We start from the raw sequence: 24,937 nt of genomic DNA on the forward strand, positions 1-24,937 counted from the left end.
AAACGCAGGTAAACCCTTGTTATGCGGGGTAAACGCTAGATGATTTCCGCGCAATCTCCCCTGTTTTTCCGTCACTCCTCTGATAAAGTATTTTGCATTCAAAACTCAACAGGAGGAGTCAAATGCTGAATCTCAACTTCCATCCCGCCGGCCGCCACTTCCTGCAGATCCCCGGACCGAGCCCGGTTCCCGATCGCATCCTGCGCGCCATCAGCTATCCGACCATCGACCATCGCGGCCCGGAATTCGGCGCGCTGGGCCTCAAGGTGCTGGACGGCATCAAGAAGATCTTCAAGACCGAGCAGCCGGTGGTGATCTATCCGGCTTCGGGCACTGGCGCCTGGGAAGCGGCGCTGTCGAACACGCTGAGCCCCGGCGACACGGTGCTGATGTTCGAAACCGGCCACTTCTCCACGCTGTGGAAGAAGATGGCCGAGAACCTGGGAATCAAGCCCGAATTCCTCGGCCTCCCGGGCCTAGAGGGCTGGCGCCACGGGGTGCAGGCCGACATGATCGAGGCCCGCCTGCGTGCCGACAGCGCGCATGCGATCAAGGCGGTGTGCGTGGTGCACAACGAGACCTCGACCGGCGTGACCTCGGATATCGCCGCCGTGCGCCGCGCCATCGATGCGGCCGGGCACCCGGCGCTGCTGCTGGTCGACACCATTTCCGGGCTGGCGTCCGCCGATTACCGGCATGACGAGTGGGGCGTGGACGTAACAGTGTCCGGCTCGCAGAAGGGCCTGATGCTGCCGCCTGGCATCAGCTTCAATGCGGTGTCGCCCAAGGCCATCGCAGCCTCCCGCACGGCCCGGCTGCCGCGCAGCTTCTGGGGCTGGGATGAAATCATCGAGATGAACCGGACCGGCTACTGGCCCTACACCCCCAGCACGAACCTGCTCTATGGCCTGTCCGAAGCCCTCGACATGATCCTTGAGGAAGGGCTGGACAACGTCTTCGCCCGCCACCAGCGCCTGGCCGAAGCCTGCCGCCGCGCGGTCAAGGCCTGGGGCCTGGAGATCCAGTGCGCGGACCCCGCCGTCTACAGCCCGGTGCTGACCGGCGTGATGATGCCCGAGGGGATCGACGCGGACGTGGTGCGCAGGAACATCTATGACCGCTTCAACATGTCGCTCGGCGCCGGCCTGGGCAAGGTCAAGGGCCGCATGTTCCGCATCGGCCATCTGGGCGACTGCAACGACCTCACGTTGATGGCCACGCTGGCCGGCTGCGAGATGGGCCTGAAGATCTCGGGCGTGCCGCTCGCGGGCAGCGGCACCGTTGCCGCGATGGACTATCTCGCCGCGCACGCCACGCCGCTGTCGCTCAAGGCTGCCGCCTGACGAGAGCCTCTGCCATCCGAGACGGGGGCGGGCGCCGCGCGTGCACAACGCCCCCGCCGGACTGATCGCAACGGATCAGCGCAGCACTGCCGTACCTGACAAAAAACAGAGGAGACGCTGTGGATACAACCCTGCAGGCGGGAACAAAGATCAGGACGTTCGAGGATGCGACCTATCGCAAGGTGAGCTGGAGGCTGGTGCCATTCCTGATGGTCTGCTTCCTGATCGCTTATCTCGATCGTGTCAACGTAGGTTTTGCCAAGCTCCAGATGTCGCAGCAACTGGGCTTCAGCGAGACCGTCTACGGGCTGGGCGCCGGGATTTTCTTTATCGGCTACTTCCTGTTCGAGGTGCCGAGCAACCTGGCATTGCACAAGTTTGGCGCCAAGGTGTGGATCGGCCGGATCATGATCACGTGGGGGCTACTCTCCGCGTGCTTTGCGTTCGTGCAGACGCCAACCCAGTTCTACACGCTGCGCTTCCTGCTGGGGCTGGCCGAAGCCGGCTTCACGCCAGGCATCGTGTACTACCTGTCGTGCTGGTACCCGTCGCACCGGCGTGCCAAGATCATGGCCATCTACTGCATGGGTTCGCCGCTGTCCGGCATCATCGGCAATCCGCTGTCCGGCTACCTGATGGGCAGCATGGCCGGCGTGGCTGGCCTGGGCGGCTGGCAATGGATGTTCTTCATCGAGGCGGTGCCGGCGGTGCTGCTGGGGTGCTTCTGCTTCTACTACCTGGACAACTCCATTGCCAAGGCCAAATGGCTGACCAGCGCGGAGAAGCAGATCCTTGAACTGGCCAAGTCGGAAGACGTCAAGGCGGTGGACCCGCAGGCACGCGTCGGCAAGGTGTTTACCGATCCGCGCGTCTGGCTGATCAGCCTGATCTGCTTCTGCTATGTCACGGGCCAGTACGGCATCACGCTCTGGCTGCCCACGTTCATCAGGTCGACCGGTGTCAGCGACCCGCTCCATATCGGCCTGCTGAGCGCGATCCCGTATATGGCGGCCATTGTCGCGATGTACTTCTTCGGGCGCAGCGCCGACAAGCACCGCGAGCGGCGCTGGCACCTGATCATCCCGTGCATGATGGGCGCGATCGGCTTCCTGGCGTTGCCCTGGGTCATGCACAACACCGCGCTGTCCCTGGTGTTCCTGTCGATCGCCGCAGCCGGCATCCTGACCTGCACGCCGCTGTTCTGGTCCCTGCCGACGGCTTTCCTCAGCGGCGCGGCGTTGGCCACGGCCATCGCCATGAGCAACTCGATCGGCAACCTTGCCGGCTTTACCAGCGGCTACATGATCGGCTACCTGCGCGACGTGACCCAGAGCGGCAACAGTGCTTACTACATGATTGCCGGGATGCTGATGCTGGGTGCGTTCTGCATCTGGACAATACCTGCCCGCCTGGTCAACCGATAGCGAGACAAAGCGGGGTGCGGCACCGTGCCGCTGCCCCGCCTGCCCATCACGTCGCAAACACTTCGCGCCCTTGCCGGCGCATGGAAGGCTCTCATGACAAACTCGTACCAACCGGTGCCGGACGACCCCGGCCATCACGCGCCGTTCAGCGTGGTGGAAGCCACCGTCGCCAGCGCGCATGCCGCGATGCGCGACGGCAGGCTGACGGCGCGCCAACTGGCCAGCGCATGCCTGGCGCGCATCTCGGCCTATGACCAGGACGGTCCCGCCCTGCGCAGCATCCTGCAGCGCAACCCGCAGGCGCTGGAAGAGGCCGGACACATCGACGCCATGGCCGGGCGCAACCCGTCGCAGGTGCTGGCGCCGCTGCATGGCATCCCGGTGCTGGTCAAGGACAACATCGAATGCGGCGGCATGGAAACCACCGCCGGCGCCGCCTGCCTGCGCGGCAACCTGTCCACCGGCGATGCCTTCGTGATCCGCCGGCTGCGCGAGGCGGGAGCCATTGTGCTGGCCAAGACCAACCTGCACGAGCTTGCCTCCGGCGGCGAGACGGTCAGCACCTTGTCTGGCCAGACCCTTAATCCCTATGACCTGACGCGCACGCCCGGCGGTTCAAGCGGCGGGACCGGCGCCGGCATCGCAGCCAGCTTCGGCCTGCTTGGCATCGGCACCGACGGGGTCAATTCCATCCGCTCGCCGGCCTCGGCAAACAACCTGGTCGGCCTGCGCCCGACCATGGGCCTGATCAGCCGGGCCGGGCTGGTCCCATGCGGGCTGACGCAGGACACCATCGGCCCGATCACCCGCACCGTTGCCGATACGGCGCTGCTGCTCGATGTCATCGCCGGCTATGACCCGGCAGACCCGGTCACCAGCCAGGGTGCACCTCACATCCCGGCGAGCTATGCCGCCAGCCTTGACCGCGACGGACTCAGGGGCGCGCGCATCGGCGTGCTGCGCCATTTCTTCGGCGACCAGGATGTGCACCGTCCCGTCAACGCCGTGATGCAGGCAGCGCTGGCCACCATCGCTGCACAAGGCGCCGAATTGGTCGCCCTTGACGACGCCATCAGCCCGGATGAGCTGCTGGCGTCCACGCTTGTGCACCACTACGAGATGGAGCGCGATCTCGATGCCTACCTGGCGGGGCTGCCCCCCGGCGTCGCGGTGCGATCGATGCAGGACATCATCGCTGCCGGTTCTGTCCATCCAAGCGTGGCGGGAACCCTCGCCACCGCAGCGGCGCTGAGCGAGCGGGAAGGAGAGTACCGCGAACGCCTGCAGCGCCAGCAGGCATTGCGCCAGCGGCTGCAGGACCTGATGGCGCGGCATCGGCTTGACGCGCTGGCATTTCCGCACCAGCGGCGCCTGGTGGTGCCGGTCGGCGAGACCCAGGCAGAGCGCAACGGCGTGCTCGCGTCGGCCACCGGATTTCCGGCCATCGTGATTCCGGCCGGATTTTCGGCGCCGGACGGCAATGCCCCCCAGGGCGTGCCGGTCGGGCTGGAGTTCTTTGGCTTGCCCTTCACCGAACCCGTGTTGATACGGCTGGCCTATGCGGCCGAGCAGGCCTTGCGCGCGCGCCGGCCGCCGCACTCGACGCCCGCGCTGGAATAGGCGCGCGCCGGAACGAAGTTTTATCGCTGCTCTACAAACGCCAGCCGGACACGGCGGCGACAAGGTCGCGGACACACCGCGACAACCTCGAAACGAGGAGGAGACAAAGATGGGCGCAGAAACTGTAGTTCAATCGCCGAATTCCCCACAGCAGCATGAGCTCGACCGGGCCATGGATGGCATCGGGGTGACGGCGTCGCACAAGAAGATCATCTTCATGATCATGCTCGGGGTGATGTTCGATGTCTTCGAGCAGAACGCCGTCGGCCTGATCGGCCCCATGCTGCGCGAGCAGTGGGGCATCTCGGTGGCGGAGATCGGCTTTCTCAATACGCTGACCTTCAGTGCCGCCGCGCTGGGACGCATCGGCTCCGGCTATATCGCGGACCGCTACGGCAGGCGCACGATGCTGAGCGCCAACCTGCTGCTGTTCACGCTGGGCGCCATCATCTGCGCGCTGGCGCCGAACTATGGCGTGCTGGCGGCGGGCCGCTTTATCGTCGGCATCGGCCTGGGCGGGGAGATCTCGATCGCCGTGACCATGCTGGCCGAGCTGTGCTCGACGCGCTTCCGCGGTACCGCGGTGGGCCTAGTCAGCGTGGGCAGCGGCGGCCTGGGCAATATGCTGGCGCCGGCCTTCGGCCTGGCTGTATTCGCCATGTTCCCGGGTCCGGACAGCTGGCGCTGGCTGTTTGCCTGCCTGGTGCTGCCGGCATTCTTCGTCGTGTTCTACCGGCGCTTTATTCCGGAGACGCCGCGCTTCCTGCTGTCCAAGGGGCGCGTGGACGAGGCCAACCTGGTGCTGTCGGTGCTCGCATCCGGCCGCCTGGGCAAGCTCGACGGCGAGCCGACGCCCTATATCAAGGCCGCGATCCAGGACGAGGCGCCGCGCACCAGGGTGCGCCTGAGCGACATCTTCAAGGGCCGCCTGGGACGGCGCACGATCGCGCTGGGGATTGCGGTGTCCATGACGTACGGCGCGCAGATCTCGGTGCTGACGCTGATGCCGACCATCCTGATGTCGCAGGGATACACCATCTCCAAGAGCTTTCTCTTCACCATGGTGATGCAGAGCGGCAGCCTGTTCGGCGCGCTCGCGGCGTCGTACTGCGGCTATCACTTCCCGCGCAAGCGGGTGCTGACGATAGGCGCCGGGCTGGCCTGCGCGGCCGGGTTGTGCTTCGGCTTCCTGACGTATAACGTGGGCCTGGTGCTGCTGTTTGGCGCCGCCTTCACGTTCTGCGTGGTGTTGCTGAACACGTCGATCTGGATCTTCGCGCCGGAGCAGTATCCCACCCACGTGCGCGCATTCGGCACCTCGCTGATCCTGGCGCTCGGCACCCTGGCCGGGGCGCTGACGCCGCTGATCAGCGGGCGCGTGTTCCAAACCTACGGCGTTGGCGGCATGTTCAGCATGCTCGCGGCGATGTACGCAGTGTTTGCGCTGGCCGTGCAGTTCGCGCCGGAAACCTTCGGTCGCGCCATGGGCGAGACCGCCGCCGACGACGAAAACGGGCCTGCCGTCAGTGGGACCGCGCCCAGCGCCAGCGGTTCCTGAGACCGGCCCGCTCCCGGCAGCGTGCTGCGCGCGCTTGCCGGGAGCGGGATACCGGGCAATATTCATCCCTCATTCAAGGACATACCCAAGGCATGACATCTTCCAATATCGATCGGGTCGCGCAGGCCCTGCTCAGCGCGCGTAGCGAACAGGGTTGCGCCGATGCAGGGCAATTTGCCACCGCGCTTGAGAATGCGGAACAGGCCTACGCCGTACAGTCGGCCGTGGCCCGCGCGCTAGGCTGGCAAGCGACAGGCGCCGGCTACTGGAAATCCGGCGGTGCCTCGCGCGAGGCGGTGCTGACGCATGCCCAACTGCCGCCGGCCGGGGTCTGGACCAGCCCCGCGCATGCCGGCGACTGGCCTTTCACATGGCGCGGCATCGAGGCGGAGATTGCGTTGCGGCTGGGGCAGGGCGTTGACGCCGCGCAGGCTGCCGCCCTCGACTACGCCGGCGCTGCCGGGCTGATCGATGCGATGGCGGTGTCGATTGAAGTCGTCGATTCGCGCTGGCGGCAGTATCTCGCCGCGCCCGCGCTGCTGAAGCTGGCCGACCTGCAGTCCCACGGCGCACTGGTGCTTGGCGAATGGCGTGACTATGCGGCGCGGGACTGGGCGGCACAGCATTGCCGGGTGCGGATCGGCACGCAAACGACCGAGCGCCGCGGCACCCACGCGCTGGGCGATCCGGCCTATGGGCTGGTCGCCTGGCTGCGCCACGCCACGCGCGACGGGCGACGCGTAGAGGCCGGCACGGTCGTCACCACCGGCACCTGGGTCGGCATCCTGGATGCATCGGCTGGCGACCTGGTGACTGCGGAGTTCGATGGCATCGGCGAGGCCTCGGTCCAGCTCTGAGGCCAACTGACCGGGGCACGGGGCGTCAGCTGCGCAAGCCGACGCCCTGCATGATGATCCGCAGCACCCACGCGGCCACGCCCAGTGCCGCCACGCTGGCGGCCCAGATCAGCACCAGCCAGCCGATGCGGCGCAGCCAGGTGCCGCTGCCCGTCCCTGTCCTCGGGCGCTGTGTATCCATATCCATCAGTGGTAGCCCTCGCCGTGGCGCACCTTGCCGCGGAACACGTAGTAGGCCCACACCGTGTACATCAGGATGAAGGGAATGATGAACAGCGCCCCCACCAGCGCAAAGCCCTGGCTTTGCGGCGGTGCGGCGGCATCCCAGATCGAGATGCCCGGCGGGATGATATTGGGCCAGACACTGATCGCCAGCCCGCTGTAGCCCAGGAACACCAGCCCCAGCGCATACATGAACGGCGAGATATCCGGCTCGTGCCGCAGCGCGCGCATGAGCATGAACATGCACAGCGCCACCAGGATCGGCACCGGCGAGAACCAGAACAGGTTGGGCAGGCTGAACCAGCGCTCGGCAATCTCGGGATGCGTCAGCGGCGTCCACAGGCTGATCACGGCGATCACCGCCAGCAGCAGCCACGCCAGCGTGCCGGTCAGCTTGATCATGCGCTGCTGCAGCTCGCCCTCTGTCTTCATGATCAGCCAGGTGCTGCCGAGCACCGTGTAGGCCACCATAAGCCCCACGCCGCAGAACAGCGGGAAGGGCGTGAGCCAGTCCAGCGGGCCGCCGGCAAAGCGGTGGCCCTCCAGCTTGATGCCGTCGATATAGGCGCCCAGCGCCACGCCCTGGAAGAAACTGGCCGTGGCCGAGCCCAGGATAAAGGCGGCATCCCACACCGGGCGCTCGCGGTCGTTGGCCTTGAAGCGGAACTCGAACGCCACGCCGCGGAAAATCAGGCCCAGCAACATCAGCATCAGCGGCAGGTAGAGCGCGCTCAGCACCACCGAATACGCCAGCGGGAACGCCGCCAGCAGCCCGGCGCCGCCGAGCACCAGCCAGGTCTCGTTGCCGTCCCAGACCGGCGCCACCGTGTTCATCATGACATCGCGGTCATGCCGGTCCGGCACGAACGGGTAAAGCATGCCGATGCCCAGGTCGAAGCCGTCCATCACCACGTACATCATCACGCCGAAGAAGATGATGACGATCCAGAGAAGCGAGAGGTCGATGCCCATGGTGTCAGCTCCGGGTGCGTGCAGTGGTGGCGGGGGCGAGCGCTTCGTCGTCATCCACCGCTGACAATGGCCGTGCCGGCGTATGCCCGCGTCCGGGGCCGCCTTCCGGCTTGGCTTCTTCCAGCGCCGGACCCTTGCGCACCAGCCGCATCATGTAGGCGATGCCCACGCCGAACACGAAGAAGTACGCCACCACGAAGATCGCCAGCGTCGCCGCCAGCTCGGGCACGCCGTGCGGCGACACCGCGTCGGCGGTGCGCTGCAGCCCGTAGACCACCCACGGCTGACGCCCGACTTCGGTGGTGAACCAGCCGGCCAGGATGGCGATCAGGCCGGTGGGCCCCATCCACAGCGCCATATGCAGGAAGCCGCGCGAGCGGTATATGCGCTCGCCCCGGCGCAGCAGCAGGCTCCACACGCCCAGCAGGATCATCAGCAGCCCCAGCCCCACCATCACGCGGAACGACCAGAACAGGATGGTGGAATTGGGCCGGTCCTGCGGCGCGAACTCCTTCAGGCCCTTGATCTGCCCGTCCCAGGTATGGGTCAGGATCAGGCTGCCCAGGCGCGGCACCTCGACCGCGAAGCGTGTCTCTTCGCGCGCCATGTCGGGCCAGCCGAACAGCAGCAGCGGCAGGCCTTCATTGCCCTTGTTCTCCCAGTGGCCTTCCAGCGCGGCGATCTTGGCGGGCTGGTGCTTGAGCGTGTTCAGGCCGTGCATGTCGCCGATCACGGCCTGGATCGGCGCGACGATCAGCAGCATCCACATCGCCATCGACAGCATCTTGCGGATGGCGGGGTTGTCGCGCCCGCGCAGCAGGTGCCAGGCGGCGGACGCGCCGACGAACAGCGCCGTGGCCAGGAACGCCGCCACGCTCATATGCACCAGTCGGTAGGGGAACGACGGGTTGAAGATGACTTCGAACCAGTTGGTCGGCACCACGCGGCCGTTGATGATCTCGAAGCCCGCCGGCGTCTGCATCCAGCTGTTGGATGCCAGGATCCAGGTGGCGGAGATCAGCGTGCCGAGCGCCACCATCACCGTGGCAAAGAAATGCAGCCCCGGCCCGACGCGGTTCCAGCCGAACAGCATCACGCCCAGGAAGCCTGCTTCCAGGAAGAAGGCGGTCAGCACCTCATAGGTCAGCAATGGCCCGGTGATGCTACCCGCGAACTCCGAGAAGAAGCTCCAGTTGGTGCCGAACTGGTAGGCCATCACCAGCCCGGACACCACCCCCATGCCGAAATTGACGGCAAAGATCTTGGACCAGAAGTGGTAGAGGTCGCGGTAATGCGTGCGCTGCGTGCGCAGCCAGCAGCCTTCCAGCACCGCCAGGTAGGCGGCCAGGCCGATGGTGATCGCCGGGAAAATGATGTGGAAGGAAATCGTGAACGCAAACTGCGTGCGGGCGAGGTCTAGCGCGGTCAAACCAAACATGTTGTTCTCCGTGGCGCTGGCCTGGCGCACGCCTGTGACGGGCGCGGCACTGCCGTCTGGCAGGCCGGGGCCGGTCGGCAGGGCGCGCCGGGGCGCGGGCCGTAGGCGCGTGCGGTAAAGCGTAGTGTACGCCGCGCGCGCAGCAAAGGGCACCGTTGCTGCCGGTGTCGTACGGGTGACATATCGCCGCACCCGGTGCCGCCGGCGCCGCTACACGCGGCCCGGTGCCCTTATTGATGGCGACCATGCTAACGGAGCCGGGATGAACAGAACAGCATCACCTCATTGAAAAAATTCCGTATCAGTTTTGCGCGGCGCAGCAGAGGCAGCGGCTGACAAGCAGGGCAAAGAAGTGCATAGTCATGCGCTTCCTAGAAGCCTTTGAACCTCGCGTCCGCCACTGCCTGACGCGGCCCCGCCTGCCATGGATTCCACCTTGCTGATCGTGATCGCCGGCGCCGCCGTGGCCGGCTTTGTCCAGGGGCTGTCGGGCTTTGCCTTCGGCATGGTGGCGATGTCGTTCTGGGCCTGGGCGATCGAGCCGCGTCTGGCCTCGGCCATGACCGTGTTCGGCGCGCTTACCGGCCAGCTGCTGGCGGCGGCGTCGGTGCGTCGCGGGCTGTCGTGGCGGCGGCTGTGGCCGTTCGTGGCCGGTGGCGTGGCCGGCATCCCCCTGGGCGTGGCGATCCTGCCGATGCTGGACGCGCAGTGGTTCAAGGTCGTGCTGGGCGGCTTCCTGACCCTGTGGTGCCCGGTGATGCTAATGGTGCGCAAGCTGCCACATATCGGAGTGGGCGGGCGCGTGGCCGATGGCGTTGCCGGTGCGGCCGGCGGCATGATGGGCGGCATCGGTGGTTTCACTGGCGTGATCCCGACACTGTGGTGCACGCTGCGCGGCTTCGACAAGGACGAGCAGCGCGCGGTGATCCAGAACTTCAACCTCGCCACGCTGGCCATGACCATGGCCGCCTATGTGGGCAAGGGCATCGTCACGCGCGAGATGCTGCCGATGTTCCTGGTGGTGGCGCCCGCGATGCTGGTCCCCACGCTGCTGGGCACGCGGCTTTACCTGGGCATCAGCGAGGCCACCTTCCGCAAGGTCGTGCTGACGCTGCTGACTGTATCCGGCGTAGCGCTGCTGGCCACCTCGGTGCCCGTGTTGATGGCGCGTGCGGGCTAGACGGTCCTGATCTGCGCCGCAGCCTCGCGCAGGCATTCGACCAGCTGGTCGGTGCCGAGCGACGGCGCCCGTTCGCGCAGCGTGATGATGCCGACCGGGGGCAGGTCGACCGGCACGGCCATCTTCAGCACGTGCAACTGCCCTTCCTCCTGCAACGACAGCGCCACCGACTCAGCCATGAAGCCGGCTGCGCCGCGCTGGCCGACAAAGGTCGCCTGCGCCAGGTAGGACGAGGTCTCGATGACATCCTGCGGCGGGTGCAGGCCGTGGCGATAGAAGGCCTGCTCGATCTTCACGCGCAGCGAGGCCCACGGCGGTGGCAGCACGCAGGGCATCGCCGCCAGGTCGGCCCAACTGGGGCGGGCCTTGCGCGCCAGCTTGTGGCCGCGCCGGACAACCACCACCATCGGTTCTTCATAGAGAGCTTCGGTCAACAGGTCCGGCGCCGCATAACCCGGCTCCAGCCGGCCCACGATCAGGTCCAGCTCGCGCAGGCGCAGCTTGGGCAAGAGGTGGGTCAGGTCGCCTTCCTCCACCAGCACGGTAGCGCGCGCGTGGCGGTCCTTGAGCATGCCCACGGACTGCGCCAGCAGCACCGGCAGCGCCGCCCCCATCGAGCCCACGCGGATGCGGCCGGAAGCGCCGCTCTGCACCGCGGCGATCTCGTCGCGGGTCTGCTCGTACTGGGCCAGCACCGAGCGCGCAAAGCGCACCAGCGATTCCCCGGCGGGGGTGGGCTCGGTGCCGCGGGTGGAGCGCGTGAACAGCGACAGACCCAGCATCCTTTCGACTTCGGTCAGCACCTTGGACACCGCCGGCTGGCTTACGGACAGGAACTCCGCGGTGCGGCCGAGGTGGCGGAACTCATCCAGCGCCACCAGCAATTGCAGGTGGCGCAGCTTGATATTGGAGCGCAGCGCGCGATCGATCTGGACCATGCCCGCCAGTCTATCTAACCTTAAGGTTATGAAGCAATGCCATTTTTTGATTTGATTGTTATGTTGAGGCGCGACAGAATGCGGGCATGACGAGACTGGCTGCGCCGGTCCCGCCGATAATGAAAACATGGGAGACACCCGCAAATGACTCAAGGCTTCACCATCGATTCCAAGCGCCGCCGCCTGCTCATCGGAGCCGCAGCGGGTGCTGCCGCGGGCGCCGCCGGCGTGCTGCTGCCTGCTGCACGGGCGCTGGCCGCCGAGTATCCCGAGCGTCCCATCACCTTTATCTGTCCCTGGCCGGTGGGCGGCACCGCTGACCAGTCGATGCGCGCGCTGTGCCAGGTGGCCGGCGGCATTCTCAAGCAGTCGATCGTGGTCGAGAACCGCGCCGGCGCCTCCGGCATGATCGGCACCAAGGCCCTGGCGCGCGCCAATCCGGATGGCTACACCATCGGCCAGATCCCGATCTCGGTGACGCGTTTCGCGCAGCTCGGCATGCTGCAGCTGGATCCGCGCAGCGAGCTGACCTACCTGGCGCGCACCTCGGGCCAGACCTTCGGCATCGCCGTGCCGGCCAATTCGCGCTACAAGACGCTGCAGGACGTGGTGGCCGCCGCCAAGGCCAGCCCCGGCAAGATCACCTATGCGCACGCCGGCATCGGCGGCGCCACCCACGTCGGCATGGAGCAGTTCGCGCTGGCCGCGGGCATCCAGTTCAATGCGATCGCCTACAAGGGCGGTGCCGCCGCGCTGCAGGACGTGCTGGCCGGGCAGGTGGACCTGCTGGCCGATTCCAGCTCGTGGGCGCCGCACGTGGAAGCCGGCAAGCTGCGCCTGCTGGCCACCTGGGGCGAACAGCGCGCGACCCGCTTCAAGGACACGCCGACGCTCAAGGAGCTGGGCTACAACGTGGTGGTGGAAGCGCCCAACGGCATCGGCGCCCCGAAGGGCCTGCCGCCCGCCGTGGAAAAGAAGCTGCGCGACGTCTTCCGCGCCGCGGTGGCCAGCAACGAGTTCAAGCAGGTGGCGGCGCGCCTGGATGCGCCCGTGATGTACCTGGACGGTCCTGACTACAAGAAGTACGTGGCCAGCGTCTATGACCAGGAAACCCAGCTGATCCAGCGCCTCAAGCTCAAAGAACTGCTGCAGCAAGGCTGATTGCCGTCAAAGGCCAAGTCCAAGTGAATCCCAATCCCGTCATCCGCCTGCACGCCAACGACAACGTGCTGGTCGCCCGCAGCGACCTCAGCCTTGGCCAGCAGCTGGCCGACCCCGCCGTGCGCGTGCGCGCACAGGTGCCGGCCGGCCACAAGATCGCTGCCTGCGCCATCGCGGCCGGCACGCCGGTGCGCAAGTTCGATACCGTCATCGGCGTGGCCGCGCGCGATATCGCCCAGGGCGACCACGTGCATTCGCACAACCTGACCCTGGTCGATTTCTACCGCGACCCGGCGTTCTGCCAGGACGTGCGGCCGGTGGACTATGTGCCCGAGGCCCGGCGCGCCACCTTCAACGGCTTTGTGCGACCGGACGGGCGCGTGGGCACGCGCAATTTCATCGGCATCCTGTCGTCGGTCAATTGCTCGTCCACCGTGATCCGCCAGATTGCCGCGCATTTCACAGCGGAGCGGCTGGCAGCGTATCCGAATGTCGATGGCGTGGTCGCCTTCGCGCAGACCAGCGGCTGTGGCATGTCGTCGCCGAGCGAGCACTTCGACGTGTTGCGCCGCACGCTGGCCGGCTACGCGCGCCATCCCAACCTGGCCGGCGTGCTGATCGTCGGCCTGGGCTGCGAGCGCAACCAGGTGGCCTCACTGGTGGAATCGCAGGGGCTGGAGCCTGGCCCCGCGGTGCACACGCTGGTGATGCAGGATGCCGGCGGCACGCGTGCCACCATTGCCGCAGGCATTCGCGCGATCGAATCGATGCTGCCCGCGGCCAATGCCGCGGTCCGCCAGCCGGTATCGGCCAGCCATCTGAAGATCGGGCTGGAATGCGGAGGCTCGGACGGCTTTTCCGGTATCAGCGCCAACCCGGCGCTGGGCGCGGCGATGGATATCCTGGTGCGCCATGGCGGCACCGCCATCCTGTCCGAGACCCCGGAAATCCATGGCGTTGAGTTCATGCTGACGCGCCGCGCGGTAACCCCCGAGGTCGGCCAGAAGCTGCTGGACCGCCTGGCCTGGTGGGAGCGCTACACCGCCGGCCACAACGCCCAGTTCAACGGCGTGGTCGGCCACGGCAACCAGCAGGGCGGCCTGGCCAATATCTTCGAGAAATCGCTGGGCTCGGCCATGAAGGGCGGCACCACGCCGCTGCAGGCGGTGTACGAATACGCCGAGCCGATCGACCAGGCCGGCTTTGTGTTCATGGACTCGCCCGGCTATGACCCGGTGGCCGTCACCGGCCAGATCGCCAGCGGCGCCAACCTGATCTGCTTTACCACGGGCCGCGGTTCGATGTTCGGCTCCAAGCCCGCGCCGACGATCAAGCTCGCATCCAACTCGGCGATGTATAACCGCCTGGAGGAAGACATGGACATCAACTGCGGGCTGGTGCTCGACGGCGAGCTGACCGTGCCGCAGATGGGCCAGCGGATTTTCGAACATATCCTGCGCGCGGCCTCTGGCGAGCCGACTAAGAGCGAGGCACTGGGCCTGGGCGACAACGAGTTCGTGCCCTGGCACCTCGGCATCGTCAGCTGAGCGGCCTCCTGCAAATCTCTCTCCCACACACTTATGCTGACGCTTTCCGAGCAAGCGCTGCTGCGCAGCCAGAACCTGATTGACGACCGGTGGTGCGATGCCGGCCTTGGCGCCCGCCTGCCGGTCGCCGACCCGGCCACCGGTGAGACCTTTGCCAACGTGCCAGACAGCGATGCCGGCGATGCCCGCCTTGCCGTCGATGCCGCTGCCGCCGCCTTCCCGGCGTGGAGCCGCCGGCCCGCGCGCGAACGCGCCCAGTTGCTCAAGCGCTGGCATGCGCTGATCCTCGCGCACCAGGAAGACCTGGCGCGCATCATCTCGACGGAGCAGGGCAAGCCCCTGAAAGAGGCACGCGGCGAGGTGCAGTACGGCGCGTCGTATGTCGAGTGGTTTGCCGAAGAGGCCACCCGCATCTGCGGCGATATCGTCGCCGAAGCCGTGCCGGGCCGCAAACTGCTGGTGCTGAAGGAACCGGTGGGCGTGGTCGCGGCGATCACGCCGTGGAACTTCCCGCTGGCGATGATTGCCCGCAAGATCGCCCCGGCGCTGGCCGCCGGCTGCACGGTGGTGGCCAAGCCCGCCGAGGACACGCCGCTGACCGCGCTGGCGCTGGTATGGCTGGCGCAGCAGGCCGGCATGCCCGCGGGCGTGCTCAACATCGTCACCGCATCGCGCGAGCACACGCCGGGCGTGGTCGACGCCTGGCTGGCCGACAGCCGCGTGCGCAAGATCACCTTTACCGGCTCCACGCCCGTGGGCAAGCACCTCGCGCGCGAATCGGCGGCCACGCTGAAGAAGCTGTCGCTGGAGCTGGGCGGCAATGCGCCCTTCATCGTCTTTGAGGACGCCGATCTCGATGCCGCGATCGATGGCCTGATGGCGTCCAAGTTCCGCAACGGTGGCCAGACCTGCGTGTGCCCGAACCGCGTCTATGTGCACGACGCCGTGCACGACGCCTTTGTCGAGCGCCTGGCACAGCGCGTTGGCGCGCTGCATGTCGGTCCGGCCACGGAAGAGGCCGCGCAGATCGGTCCCATGATCAATGCCCGCGCCGTCGACAAGATCGCACGCCATGTGGAAGACGCCGTCGCCCGGGGCGCGCGCGTGGTCACCGGCGGCAAGCGCGTGCGCACCGCCGATGGCCCGCACTACTACGCACCAACGGTGCTGGCCGATGCGACCCCCGCGATGGAGCTGTCGTGCGAAGAGACCTTCGGCCCGGTCGCGCCAATCTTCCGCTTCCGCGATGAAGCCGAGGTGATCCTCGACGCCAACGACACCCCGTTCGGCCTCGCCGCGTACTTCTACTCCAACGACATCCGCCGCATCTGGCGCGTGGCGCAGGCGCTGGAAACCGGCATGGTCGGCATCAACGAGGGCGCGATCGCGGCCGAGGCGGCGCCGTTTGGCGGCGTCAAGGAATCCGGCTACGGGCGCGAGGGCTCGCGCCACGGGCTGGACGACTATATGCATACCAAGTACCTTTGCCAGGGCCAGCTCGGCTGAAGCGCCGGGCCCAGCGATCATCGAACCGGAACACACCATGCCCGCAAACAATCCCTTCAAGACCGCGCTGGCCGCCCGCCAGGCGCAGATCGGCCTGTGGCTGTCGATGGCAACGCCGTACCTGGCCGAAGTGTCGGCCACCGCAGGCTTTGACTGGCTGCTGATCGACGGCGAACACGCCCCCAACGACCTGCGCTCGACACTGCACGCGCTGCAGGCCGTGGCACCATACCCGGTCCAGCCCGTGGTGCGTGCCGTCGCCGGCGAAGTGCCGCTGATCAAGCAGTTGCTCGACATCGGCGCGCGCAGCCTGCTGGTGCCGATGGTGGATACGGCAGAACAGGCCCGCATGGTGGTCAGCGCCACGCGCTACCCGCCACAAGGCATCCGCGGCGTGGGCAGCGCGATTGCGCGCGCCTCGCAGTGGAGCGCCCGCACCGACTACCTCGATGTGGCCGACGATGAAGTCTGCCTGCTGGTGCAGGCCGAAACCGTCACCGCATTGCAGAACCTGGAAGCAATCTGTGCGGTGGATGGCATCGACGGCGTCTTTATCGGCCCGGCCGACCTGGCTGCGTCGATGGGCCACCGCGGCCGCCCCGGACACCCGGAGGTGCAGGCCGCCATCGAAGGCGCGATGCGTACCATCATCGCCAGCGGCAAGGCCGCCGGCACGCTAACGTCGGACCCGGCACTGGCACGCCGCTACTTCGACCTGGGCTGCACCTTCGTGGCCACGGGCGTGGACGTGATGTTGTACGCCAACGCCGCGCGCAAGCTTGCCGCATCGTTCCGTGCGCAGCCCGCGGACGCTCCCGCTGCAGACAAGCCCTCCGCCGCGTACTGACCTGTATTTCCTAGGCCTTACACACATGCCAGCTGACCTCCCGACCCCAGACACCACCTTGCGCGCGATGCATGCCATCGTCGGCGCCAACGCCTGCCGCAGCGGCGACGCCGACACGCAGGCCTATGTGACCGACTACCGCGGCATCTACCGCGGCCAGGCCCAGGTAGTGGTGCTGCCGTCATCGACGGAAGAGGTCAGCCAGGTGCTGCAGTGGTGCCACGCCCAGCGCGTGCCGGTGGTGCCGCAGGGCGGCAATACCTCGCTGATGGGCGGCGCCGTACCGGACGACAGCGGCACCGCCGTGGTGGTCAACCTCAGCCGCATGAACCGGGTGCTGGACATCGACACCATCAACGACACCATGACCGTGCAGGCCGGCGTCACACTGAGCGCGGCACGCGGCGCCGCCGAGGCCCGGCAGCGCCTGTTCCCGCTGCGCATCGGCTCCGAAGGCTCGTGCCAAATCGGCGGCAACCTGTCGACCAATGCCGGCGGCACCGCGGTGCTGCGCTACGGCAATATGCGCGACCTGGTGCTCGGCATCGAAGTAGTGCTGCCCGATGGCCGCATCTACTCGTCGCTGCGTGGCCTGCGCAAGGACAACACCGGCTACGACCTCAAGCACCTGTTCGTCGGCGCGGAAGGCACGCTGGGCATCATCACCGGCGCCGTGCTCAAGCTGATGCCGCAGCCGCGCAGCAGCGCCGTGGCCTTTGTCGCCGTGCAGGACCCCGCCGCGGCCGTGGCCTTGCTGGGCGAAGCCAAGCGCCTGTCCGGCCAGGCCGTGACCGCGTTCGAGCTGATCTCGCGGCCCGCGCTGGAACTGGTGCTTGAGTATCTTGGTAACGTGGCTTCCCCGCTGCAGGACAAGCACGACTGGATGGTGCTGATCGAGCTCACCTCCGGCACCGATGCGGAAAGCCTGAACGCTACGCTGATGGAAATCCTCGAATCCGGCTTCAGCCAGGGCCTGGTGCAGGACGCCGCCGTGGCCGCCAGCCTGTCCGATGCCCAGACCTTCTGGCGCATCCGCGAAGAGATCTCCGACGCCCAGACCCGCACCGGCGGCAGCATCAAGTGCGATGTCTCGGTGCCGCTGTCGCGCATCGCCGCGTTTGTCGAGGAAGCCTCGGTCAAGGTGCTGGAACTGGTGCCGGACGCGCGCATGGTGATCTACGGCCATATGGGCGACGGCAATGTGCACTTCAACCCGCTGCGGCCCAGGGATCAGCCAGGCAAAGCGTTCCTGGCTCAGTGGTATGAGCGGGTCTCGGCGCTGGTCGACGGCATGGCCCACGCGGAAAACGGCTCGATCTCGGCCGAGCATGGCATCGGCGTGGCCAAGCGCGATGACCTGACGCGCTACAAGTCCCAGGTGGAGCTGGAGCTGATGTGGCAGGTGAAGCAGGCGCTTGATCCGTTGAACCTGCTTAATCCGGGCAAGGTGCTGCCGGCGCCGGCCCGATAGCTCACGGCTATTCCACACCACGGAACGCGGGCAGGGCGCGCGTAGCATGAATCGCCCATCTGGGCTAAGGTATCTGCTATCCAGAACGCGCGGAGCCGGGGCATTGCCGCACCGGCCACTGCGCACAGCACGGCCGGCCCACCGGCCCAGATACCGATGAGCGCCCATTCTCCCGACATCGCCCTCGCAGCTGCCCCCATCTCCCTCGAAAAGCCCGAACTCGACTACCCCTGCGGTGACGCCCCCGAACCCGGCCGCGCCTGCGAGGTAGCGCCCGGTGTACTGTGGCTGCGCATGCCGATGCCGCTGGGCCTGAACCACATCAACCTGTGGGCCATCCGCGACGGCAATGGCTGGGCCGCCGTCGACGCCGGGCTGCAGACGCCGGAAACCGCCCAGGCCTGGCGCGCGCTGTTCGCCGAAAGCGGGCCGCTCGCCGGCGGCCTGACGCGCCTGTTCGTGACCCATATGCACCCCGACCACATCGGCATGGCCGGGTGGCTGACCGGCAAGTTCGATTGCCAGCTGTGGATGACGCGGCTGGAATACCTGATGTGCCGCGTGCTGGCAGCGGATACGGGACGAGCGGCGCCGGATGACGCGACCGATTTCTATCGCAAGGCCGGCTGGGACGACGAAGCGATCGAGGTGTACCGCACCCGCTTCGGCGGCTTCGGCAAATATGTCCACGCCTTGCCCGAGAGCTTCCACCGGCTGTCCGATGGCGACACCGTGCGCATCGGCGCGCACGACTGGCAGGTCATCGTCGGCACCGGCCACTCGCCCGAACATGCCTGCCTGTACTGCCCGGCGTTGAAGCTGCTGGTGTCCGGCGACCAGGTGCTGCCGCGCATTTCTTCCAATGTCTCGGTGTTCCCGACCGAGCCCGATGCCGATCCGATGCAGGACTGGCTGGCCTCGCTCGACAAGGTACGCGCCGCCGTGCCGGACGATGTGCTGGTGCTGCCGGCGCATAACGAGCCGTTCCGTGGGCTGCATGCGCGCATCGATTATTTGCGGGCGAGCCAGATGCAGGCGCTGGACCGGTTGCGTGGGGCGTTGGGGACGCCGAAGCGGGCGGTGGATGTGTTTGGTGAGTTGTTCTCGCGCCCCATCACCGGAAGCGGCGGGCTGCTGGGGATGGCTACCGGCGAAAGCATTGCGCACCTGAACTACCTGCTGGAGCGGGGCGAGGCGGTGCGCGAGACCGGTTCCGATGGCTGCCACTGGTACCGCATGAGGTAATCCCGGGGCGGCGGGAACTGCCGCGTCGCCTTGACTTCCGATCGTACGATATATATCGTAAGATATGTTTTACGACATATCGGAGGTAATCATGCGCCATCATTCCCACCCTTTGGGCTTCTCAGGCCGCGGCCGTCACCTGTTGATGCGCCTTGTGCCGCACTTTGAGCGCCACTTCGCCCACCACGCCATGGGCCGCCACGGCGGCGGCTTCTGGGGCGGCGGCCATGACGACGGCTTCGGCCCGGGCGGCGCCGATGGTCCCGGCAGCTTCGACGGCGAAGGCTGGCGCCGGGGCCGCAAGTTCAGCGCCGATGACCTGCAGTTGCTGCTGCTCGCCATGCTCGAAGAGAAGCCGAGCCACGGCTACGAACTGATCAAGGCGATCGAGACCCGTACCAACGGTTTCTACAAGCCGAGTCCCGGCGTGGTCTACCCGGCCCTGACTTACCTAGAGGAAGTCGGCTACGCCACCGTCGATACGGAAGGCAACAAGAAGCGCTACCAGCTGTCCGAGCCCGGCAAGGCCCACCTGGCGGCCAACCGCGAGCGGGTCGAGGTGATGATTGCCAAGCTGCGCCACGTGGCGCGCAAGGTGGAGTGGATGCGGCGCGCCATGAGCGGCGAGCCGCAGGCTGAGCCGGAGCAGGGCGGCTGGCTGCCCGAGCTGATGCAGGCCCGTGCCGCGATCAAGCGAGCCATTGCGCTGCGCAGCGATGCGGGCGCCGACGAGCAGCGCCGCATCGCAGAAATCCTGCTGCGCGCGGCGGCTGAGATCGAAGCGGTCCGCAAGGCCTGACGCGTGGCACTGACGCTGGCTGCGGCCATCGGCAACCTGACCCGGCAGGCGCCGGGTTTAATCCCAAGGATTTCCAATATGAGTGAGAACAACCAAGCCTCCGCACGCGACTTGACTGTGCAGCGCGTGCGCCATCCGCTCAAGATGCGCCTGCTGCAGGTGGTGCGCACCACGCAGGTGTCACCGCAGCTGCTGCGCGTCACGCTGGGCGGCGCTGATCTGCAGGACTTTGTCTCGGCGTCGTTCGACGACCACGTCAAGGTCTTCTTCCCGGTTGATGGCGCAGACAAGCCGGTGTTGCCGCAGGTCACCCCGGACGGCATCACCTTCCCCGAAGGCCAGCCGCGGCCGGCCGCGCGCGACTACACGCCGCGCCGCTACGACGCGGCGAAGCAGGAACTGGATATCGAGTTCGTGCTGCATGGCGATGGTCCCGCCTCGACCTGGGCTGCCCAGGCGCAGCCGGGCCAGTACCTGGGCATGGGCGGGCCGCGCGGCTCGTTCGTGGTGCCCACGGCGTTCGACTGGCACCTGCTGATCGGCGACGATACCGCGCTGCCGGCAATCGCCCGGCGCCTGGAAGAGCTCGGGGCCGATACGCGCGCCATCGTGGTGGTGGAAGTAGGCGATGCCGCGGCGCAGATTCCGCTGCCGACGTCCGCGCAATGCGATGTGCATTGGCTGAATCGTGGCGATGGGCTGGAAGGCAGCCTGCTGGAAGGGGCGCTGCGCAAGCTCACGCTGCCGCGCGGCGAGGGCTATGCGTGGGCCGCTGGTGAAGCGGCGGCGATGAAGGCCGTGCGCCAGTATCTGGTCAGCGAGCGCGGCATCGACAAGAAGCGCATCCGCGCATCGGCCTACTGGAAGCGCGGCGACGCGGCGGTGCACGAGACGCTGGACGACTGAGCCACGGCGGCGATATGGTGTACGAGGGCGCGGCGTTGCCATAAGATGGCAGGCAACGTCACCGCCGGGAGGACTGCCGTGTTGCCTGCATCCAAGCCGTTGCGCATCATCGCCGCCGCCGCGGCATCCGTTGCCATCCTGGCCGCCTGTGCGCCGGACGCCGTGCGCAATCGCCAGGCGACCGACTTCAATGCCTATCTCGATTCGCTGCGGACCGCGTGCCCGAACATGATCGTCGGGACGAACAATATCAGCGACTGGCTGCGCACCAGCGGCAGCCGCAGCGACGACGACTACGTCTACTGGCTGGACCAGACGTCGCGCCTGTACTACCAGCGCATTTCTGCGCAGCAGTACCGCGATTCGGTCAGCGCGGCGCTGGGCGGGCGCTCCGATTCTCCCGCGCTGGACTGCATCGTGCGCCATCTGCCCGCGAACCGGCCGACCGGTCTGCCGGGGGGCAGGCTCTAGGCATCTGCGCACGCCGGTTGTGCAATGGCCGCATCCCCGCTAACATGAGTCCCGGCAGCCGAGACAACGGCTGCCGACGTCGCTCGGACGGTTCCGGGCGCTTACGTAAAGGACTCCCTCCATGACTGCCGCTTCTGGCAAGCGCCGCTTTGCGCGCATCGATCGCCTTCCCCCGTACGTTTTCAATATCACCGCCGAGCTGAAGATGGCCGCCCGCCGCCGTGGCGAGGACATCATCGACATGAGCATGGGCAACCCCGATGGCGCCACGCCGGCGCATATCGTGGCCAAGCTGACTGAAGCGGCGCAGCGGCCCGATACGCACGGCTACTCGGCCTCCAAGGGCATCCCGCGGCTGCGCCGCGCGATCGCGCACTGGTACCGCGAACGCTATGACGTGGAGATCGACCCGGATACCGAGGCCATCGTCACCATCGGTTCCAAGGAAGGCCTGGCGCACCTGATGCTGGCCACGCTGGACCGCGGCGACACGGTGCTGGTGCCCGATCCCAGCTACCCCATCCATATCTACGGCGCGGTCATTGCCGGCGCGGATATTCGCTCGGTGCCGCTGGTGCCGGGCATCGATTTCTTTGCCGAGCTGGAGCGCACCATCCGCGGCAGCTATCCCAAGCCGAAGATGATCGTGCTGGGCTTTCCGTCCAACCCCACCGCGCAATGCGTGGAGCTTGACTTCTTCGAGCGCGTCATTGCGCTGGCACGCAAGCACGATATCTTCGTGGTGCACGACCTGGCCTATGCCGACATCGTCTTCGATGGCTGGAAGGCGCCGTCGATCATGCAGGTGCCGGGCGCCAAGGACATCGCGGTGGAGTTCTTCACGCTGTCCAAGAGCTACAACATGGCGGGCTGGCGCGTGGGCTTCATGGTGGGCAACCCGGACCTGGTGGCGGCGCTGACGCGCATCAAGAGCTATCACGACTACGGCACCTTCACGCCGCTGCAGATCGCGGCCATTGCCGCGCTGGAGGGCGACCAGCAATGCGTCAGCGAGATCGCCGCGCAGTACCAGTCGCGCCGCGACGTGCTGGCGCGCGGGCTGATCGAAGCGGGCTGGCCGGTGGAGATCCCGAAGGCGTCGATGTATATCTGGGCGCGGATTCCCGAGCCGTACCGCGCGCTGGGCTCGCTGGAATTCTCCAAGCAGCTGCTGGCCAAGGCCAAGGTATCGGTCTCGCCGGGCATCGGCTTTGGCGACTATGGCGACGAGTATGTGCGCTTTGCCCTGATCGAAAACGAATCGCGCATCCGGCAGGCGGTGCGGGGCATCAAGGCGATGTTCCGGGCCGACGGGCTCGTGAAGGGCTGAGGGGCTGCGAGCGGGGCCTAATTCCGGCCTTTCATTTCCCCCGAACGGGTCATGTGGTGTGCCGCGATGCGATGCTTTAATGTTTGCGCATCGCGGCGGCCCGACAAGAAGGTCGCCGGAAAACTATAACTTCCGGGTCCTTCTGTCATGATCTCCCTTGCCAGCCGTGCGCACGCGTCCACGTATCCTGCTTGGCGGCACTTCCTCCAGTCTTGCCTCGTTGTCCTGGCCTTGCTGTGGGCAGCCATGCTGTCCGGATGCGTTGCCGAGGAAGATGCAGCAATCGAGCCGCCAGCAGGCCTCAACTACAGCATGCCATCCGCCAGCTACGTGCAAGGCGAGGCGATCGTGCCGAATCGTCCCAGCGCCAGCGGCGGTGCGATCGCCCGGTATATGGTGGCGCCGCCGTTGCCGGCGGGGCTGAGCCTCGATGAGGGCACGGGTGTCATCGCCGGGACGCCGACAACCACCACGGCTGCCACGATCCACGTTGTGACCGGCACGAACAGCGCAGGTTCGGCGACTGCCCGCGTGCAGATCGAGGTGCGCGACGGCACGGTGGCGCCGACTGGCCTGGCGTATCAGGCGTTGGCCGTCATCTTTACCGTTGGCGATCCTGTTGCCGCCAGCGGCCCCACCAGCAGCGGTGGCGTGATCACGCACTACAGCATTGCGCCCGCGCTGCCTGCCGGACTTGCCTTCGATGCGCAAACGGGTGTCATCAGCGGGACGCCCGCCGCTGCGGCCGCGCAGGCGCTCTACATCATCACGGGCACAAATTCGGCGGGCAGTACCACGACGGAACTCCGCATGGAGGTGCAGGCCGCGGTCGCGCCGCCCGCCAGCCTCCAGTACGGCAATACAGCAGCCCTGTACGTGGTGGGGGAGGTCATCGTTCCCAACCCGCCGCAAGTCACCGGCGGCGCTGTCGCCAGCTTCTCCGTTGCGCCCGCGTTACCGGGCGGGCTGAGCCTGAACACACAGACCGGCGTGATCGCCGGTACGCCACAGTCCGTGCAGATGCAGGCCAGCTACACCATCACCGCAAGCAATCGCGCGGGCAGTGTGCAAGCGCAGGTGCGGATATCTGTGACGGCGCGTGGCAGTTGGGTGGCTGCCGCACCCATGCCGCAAGCGAAGCACTACCACACGGCAACCCTGCTCGCCGACGGCAAGGTGTTGACCGCTGGCGGCATTGGTGCGGGGGGCGTGACAACAGGCGCTGCGCTCTATGACTCCAGCGTAAATGCCTGGTCTGCGACCGGAAGCCTTGGCATGCCCCGGTATGAGCACACCGCCACGCGCCTGCTGAATGGCAAGGTCCTGGTTGCTGGCGGTGCATCGGGTATCTCGACGCCACTGGCTTCGGCAGAGCTGTTCGATCCGGCTACCGGAACCTGGACCCCGACCGGCAGCCTGGCAGCGGCTCGCGTCAGGCACACGGCCACGCTGTTGCCGGATGGAAGAGTCCTGGTCATCGGTGGCAATCAGTCAGGGGTGGCGCCCCTGAGTACCGCTGAACTGTACGATCCCGCCCTCGGCGCCTGGACCGTGGCAAGTATGACTCTGACAACGCCGCGCACCCAGCATGCCGCGACACTGCTGCCGGATGGCGCCACCGTGCTCGTGGTCGGTGGTCTCAACAGCACGGGAGCGGTCCTGTCAGCCGAGTTGTTCCCCGCGAGCGGCAGTGGCGCCAGCGTGACAGTGCCGTTCCCCGGCGGGTCGCACAACGTCGTGCAGTCCGTCCTGCTGGGCAGTGGGAAGGTACTGGTCGTGGGGGACTTTGCCGGTGCCCCGCAGGCCTGGGTGTACGGTCCCGCAACGTCAGGCTGGACCGGCAGCACCATGAACGCCCGGCGTCTGTTGCCTGCCCTGATTCTGCTGGCCGATGGCAGGGTGCTGGCAGTGGGGGGAAGCCTCCCGGCAAGTGCGGAGATCTATCACCCGGATGCCAATGCCTGGACCGCAGCAGCCTCCGTGTCCGTTCCGCTCAGCGGGGTCGCCGCCGCCCTGTTGCCGGACGGGCGGGTGCTGGTGACAGGTGGCGCCGATGGCGGTGTTGAGTCCGATGCCACGGAGCTATATCTGCCCTAGCAACG

The 24,937-nt window shown here is 67.0% G+C and carries 21 protein-coding genes; 17 read left to right on the forward strand and 4 right to left on the reverse strand.

The window, feature by feature from the left end; genetic code table 11:
- Nucleotides 1–122: 122 nt before the first annotated feature.
- From KB879_RS10615 to KB879_RS10635, 5 genes are all read left to right on the forward strand, one after another.
- Complete coding sequence (locus tag KB879_RS10615) at nucleotides 123–1,343, forward strand: alanine--glyoxylate aminotransferase family protein (protein WP_211981247.1); 1,221 nt, start codon at nucleotides 123–125, stop codon at nucleotides 1,341–1,343.
- 119 nt (nucleotides 1,344–1,462) lie between these two features.
- Nucleotides 1,463–2,767 (forward strand): MFS transporter, encoded by a 1,305-nt coding sequence (locus tag KB879_RS10620; RefSeq protein WP_211981249.1) that lies wholly within the window; start codon nucleotides 1,463–1,465, stop codon nucleotides 2,765–2,767.
- A 93-nt stretch (nucleotides 2,768–2,860) separates the two neighbouring features.
- Nucleotides 2,861–4,387 carry an amidase family protein gene (locus tag KB879_RS10625; protein WP_211981251.1) on the forward strand — a complete coding sequence of 509 codons (1,527 nt, stop codon included), beginning with the start codon at nucleotides 2,861–2,863 and terminating at the stop codon, nucleotides 4,385–4,387.
- Between the two features lie 109 nt (nucleotides 4,388–4,496).
- On the forward strand, nucleotides 4,497–5,945 hold the full coding sequence (locus tag KB879_RS10630; RefSeq protein ID WP_211981254.1) for an MFS transporter: 1,449 nt from the start codon (nucleotides 4,497–4,499) through the stop codon (nucleotides 5,943–5,945).
- Between the two features lie 92 nt (nucleotides 5,946–6,037).
- Complete coding sequence (locus tag KB879_RS10635; protein ID WP_211981262.1) at nucleotides 6,038–6,802, forward strand: fumarylacetoacetate hydrolase family protein; 765 nt, start codon at nucleotides 6,038–6,040, stop codon at nucleotides 6,800–6,802.
- A gap of 25 nt (nucleotides 6,803–6,827) precedes the next feature.
- Here KB879_RS10635 and KB879_RS10640 read toward each other — a convergent pair whose 3' ends face one another.
- Genes KB879_RS10640 through KB879_RS10650 form a run of 3 tightly spaced genes read right to left on the reverse strand, consistent with a single transcriptional unit; the run spans nucleotide 6,828 to nucleotide 9,434 of the window.
- Nucleotides 6,828–6,989: a DUF2474 domain-containing protein gene (locus tag KB879_RS10640; protein WP_211981264.1), complete on the reverse strand. Its 162-nt coding sequence runs from the start codon at nucleotides 6,987–6,989 to the stop codon at nucleotides 6,828–6,830.
- Nucleotides 6,989–7,996 carry a cytochrome d ubiquinol oxidase subunit II gene (gene cydB / locus KB879_RS10645; RefSeq protein ID WP_035816234.1) on the reverse strand — a complete coding sequence of 336 codons (1,008 nt, stop codon included), beginning with the start codon at nucleotides 7,994–7,996 and terminating at the stop codon, nucleotides 6,989–6,991. Before cydB ends, KB879_RS10640 begins: the two co-directional genes overlap by 1 nt.
- A gap of 4 nt (nucleotides 7,997–8,000) precedes the next feature.
- Entirely contained in the window at nucleotides 8,001–9,434 is a 1,434-nt protein-coding gene (locus KB879_RS10650; protein WP_211981265.1) for a cytochrome ubiquinol oxidase subunit I, read from the reverse strand.
- Between the two features lie 424 nt (nucleotides 9,435–9,858).
- Here KB879_RS10650 and KB879_RS10655 point away from each other — a divergent pair, with 424 nt between their 5' ends.
- Complete coding sequence (locus KB879_RS10655; RefSeq protein ID WP_211981266.1) at nucleotides 9,859–10,614, forward strand: sulfite exporter TauE/SafE family protein; 756 nt, start codon at nucleotides 9,859–9,861, stop codon at nucleotides 10,612–10,614.
- On the opposite strand, the gene KB879_RS10660 is transcribed toward KB879_RS10655, so the two are convergent.
- Nucleotides 10,611–11,552: a LysR substrate-binding domain-containing protein gene (locus tag KB879_RS10660; protein ID WP_211981267.1), complete on the reverse strand. Its 942-nt coding sequence runs from the start codon at nucleotides 11,550–11,552 to the stop codon at nucleotides 10,611–10,613. The genes KB879_RS10655 and KB879_RS10660 overlap by 4 nt on opposite strands.
- A 144-nt stretch (nucleotides 11,553–11,696) precedes the next feature.
- Here KB879_RS10660 and KB879_RS10665 point away from each other — a divergent pair, with 144 nt between their 5' ends.
- The 11 genes from KB879_RS10665 (at nucleotide 11,697) to KB879_RS10715 (ending at nucleotide 24,932) form a co-directional block, all read left to right on the forward strand.
- Complete coding sequence (locus KB879_RS10665) at nucleotides 11,697–12,713, forward strand: tripartite tricarboxylate transporter substrate binding protein (protein ID WP_153953906.1); 1,017 nt, start codon at nucleotides 11,697–11,699, stop codon at nucleotides 12,711–12,713.
- Between the two features lie 23 nt (nucleotides 12,714–12,736).
- A complete protein-coding gene (locus tag KB879_RS10670) occupies nucleotides 12,737–14,260 on the forward strand; it encodes a UxaA family hydrolase (protein WP_013952811.1) in 1,524 nt (507 codons plus the stop codon).
- Nucleotides 14,261–14,293: 33 nt separating this feature from the next.
- Nucleotides 14,294–15,766 (forward strand): NAD-dependent succinate-semialdehyde dehydrogenase, encoded by a 1,473-nt coding sequence (locus tag KB879_RS10675; RefSeq protein WP_013952812.1) that lies wholly within the window; start codon nucleotides 14,294–14,296, stop codon nucleotides 15,764–15,766.
- Nucleotides 15,767–15,803: 37 nt separating this feature from the next.
- Nucleotides 15,804–16,613: a 4-hydroxy-2-oxoheptanedioate aldolase gene (gene hpaI / locus KB879_RS10680; RefSeq protein ID WP_013952813.1), complete on the forward strand. Its 810-nt coding sequence runs from the start codon at nucleotides 15,804–15,806 to the stop codon at nucleotides 16,611–16,613.
- Nucleotides 16,614–16,638: 25 nt separating this feature from the next.
- On the forward strand, nucleotides 16,639–18,084 hold the full coding sequence (locus tag KB879_RS10685; protein WP_013952814.1) for an FAD-binding oxidoreductase: 1,446 nt from the start codon (nucleotides 16,639–16,641) through the stop codon (nucleotides 18,082–18,084).
- Between the two features lie 156 nt (nucleotides 18,085–18,240).
- Nucleotides 18,241–19,329: an MBL fold metallo-hydrolase gene (locus KB879_RS10690; RefSeq protein WP_013952815.1), complete on the forward strand. Its 1,089-nt coding sequence runs from the start codon at nucleotides 18,241–18,243 to the stop codon at nucleotides 19,327–19,329.
- A gap of 91 nt (nucleotides 19,330–19,420) precedes the next feature.
- A complete protein-coding gene (locus KB879_RS10695; protein ID WP_013952816.1) occupies nucleotides 19,421–20,128 on the forward strand; it encodes a PadR family transcriptional regulator in 708 nt (235 codons plus the stop codon).
- A gap of 78 nt (nucleotides 20,129–20,206) precedes the next feature.
- Nucleotides 20,207–21,034 (forward strand): siderophore-interacting protein, encoded by an 828-nt coding sequence (locus KB879_RS10700; protein WP_013952817.1) that lies wholly within the window; start codon nucleotides 20,207–20,209, stop codon nucleotides 21,032–21,034.
- 78 nt (nucleotides 21,035–21,112) lie between these two features.
- Nucleotides 21,113–21,505, forward strand: a complete 393-nt coding sequence (locus KB879_RS10705) for a hypothetical protein (protein ID WP_013952818.1) — start codon at nucleotides 21,113–21,115, stop codon at nucleotides 21,503–21,505.
- A 121-nt stretch (nucleotides 21,506–21,626) separates the two neighbouring features.
- Complete coding sequence (gene alaC / locus KB879_RS10710; protein WP_211981268.1) at nucleotides 21,627–22,835, forward strand: alanine transaminase; 1,209 nt, start codon at nucleotides 21,627–21,629, stop codon at nucleotides 22,833–22,835.
- Nucleotides 22,836–22,982: 147 nt separating this feature from the next.
- Nucleotides 22,983–24,932, forward strand: a complete 1,950-nt coding sequence (locus tag KB879_RS10715) for a putative Ig domain-containing protein (protein WP_249221279.1) — start codon at nucleotides 22,983–22,985, stop codon at nucleotides 24,930–24,932.
- Nucleotides 24,933–24,937 lie beyond the last annotated feature (5 nt).

Origin of the sequence: Cupriavidus sp. KK10, assembly GCF_018223725.1 — a bacterium.
In the GTDB taxonomy this organism is placed as follows: Bacteria; Pseudomonadota; Gammaproteobacteria; order Burkholderiales; family Burkholderiaceae; genus Cupriavidus; species Cupriavidus necator.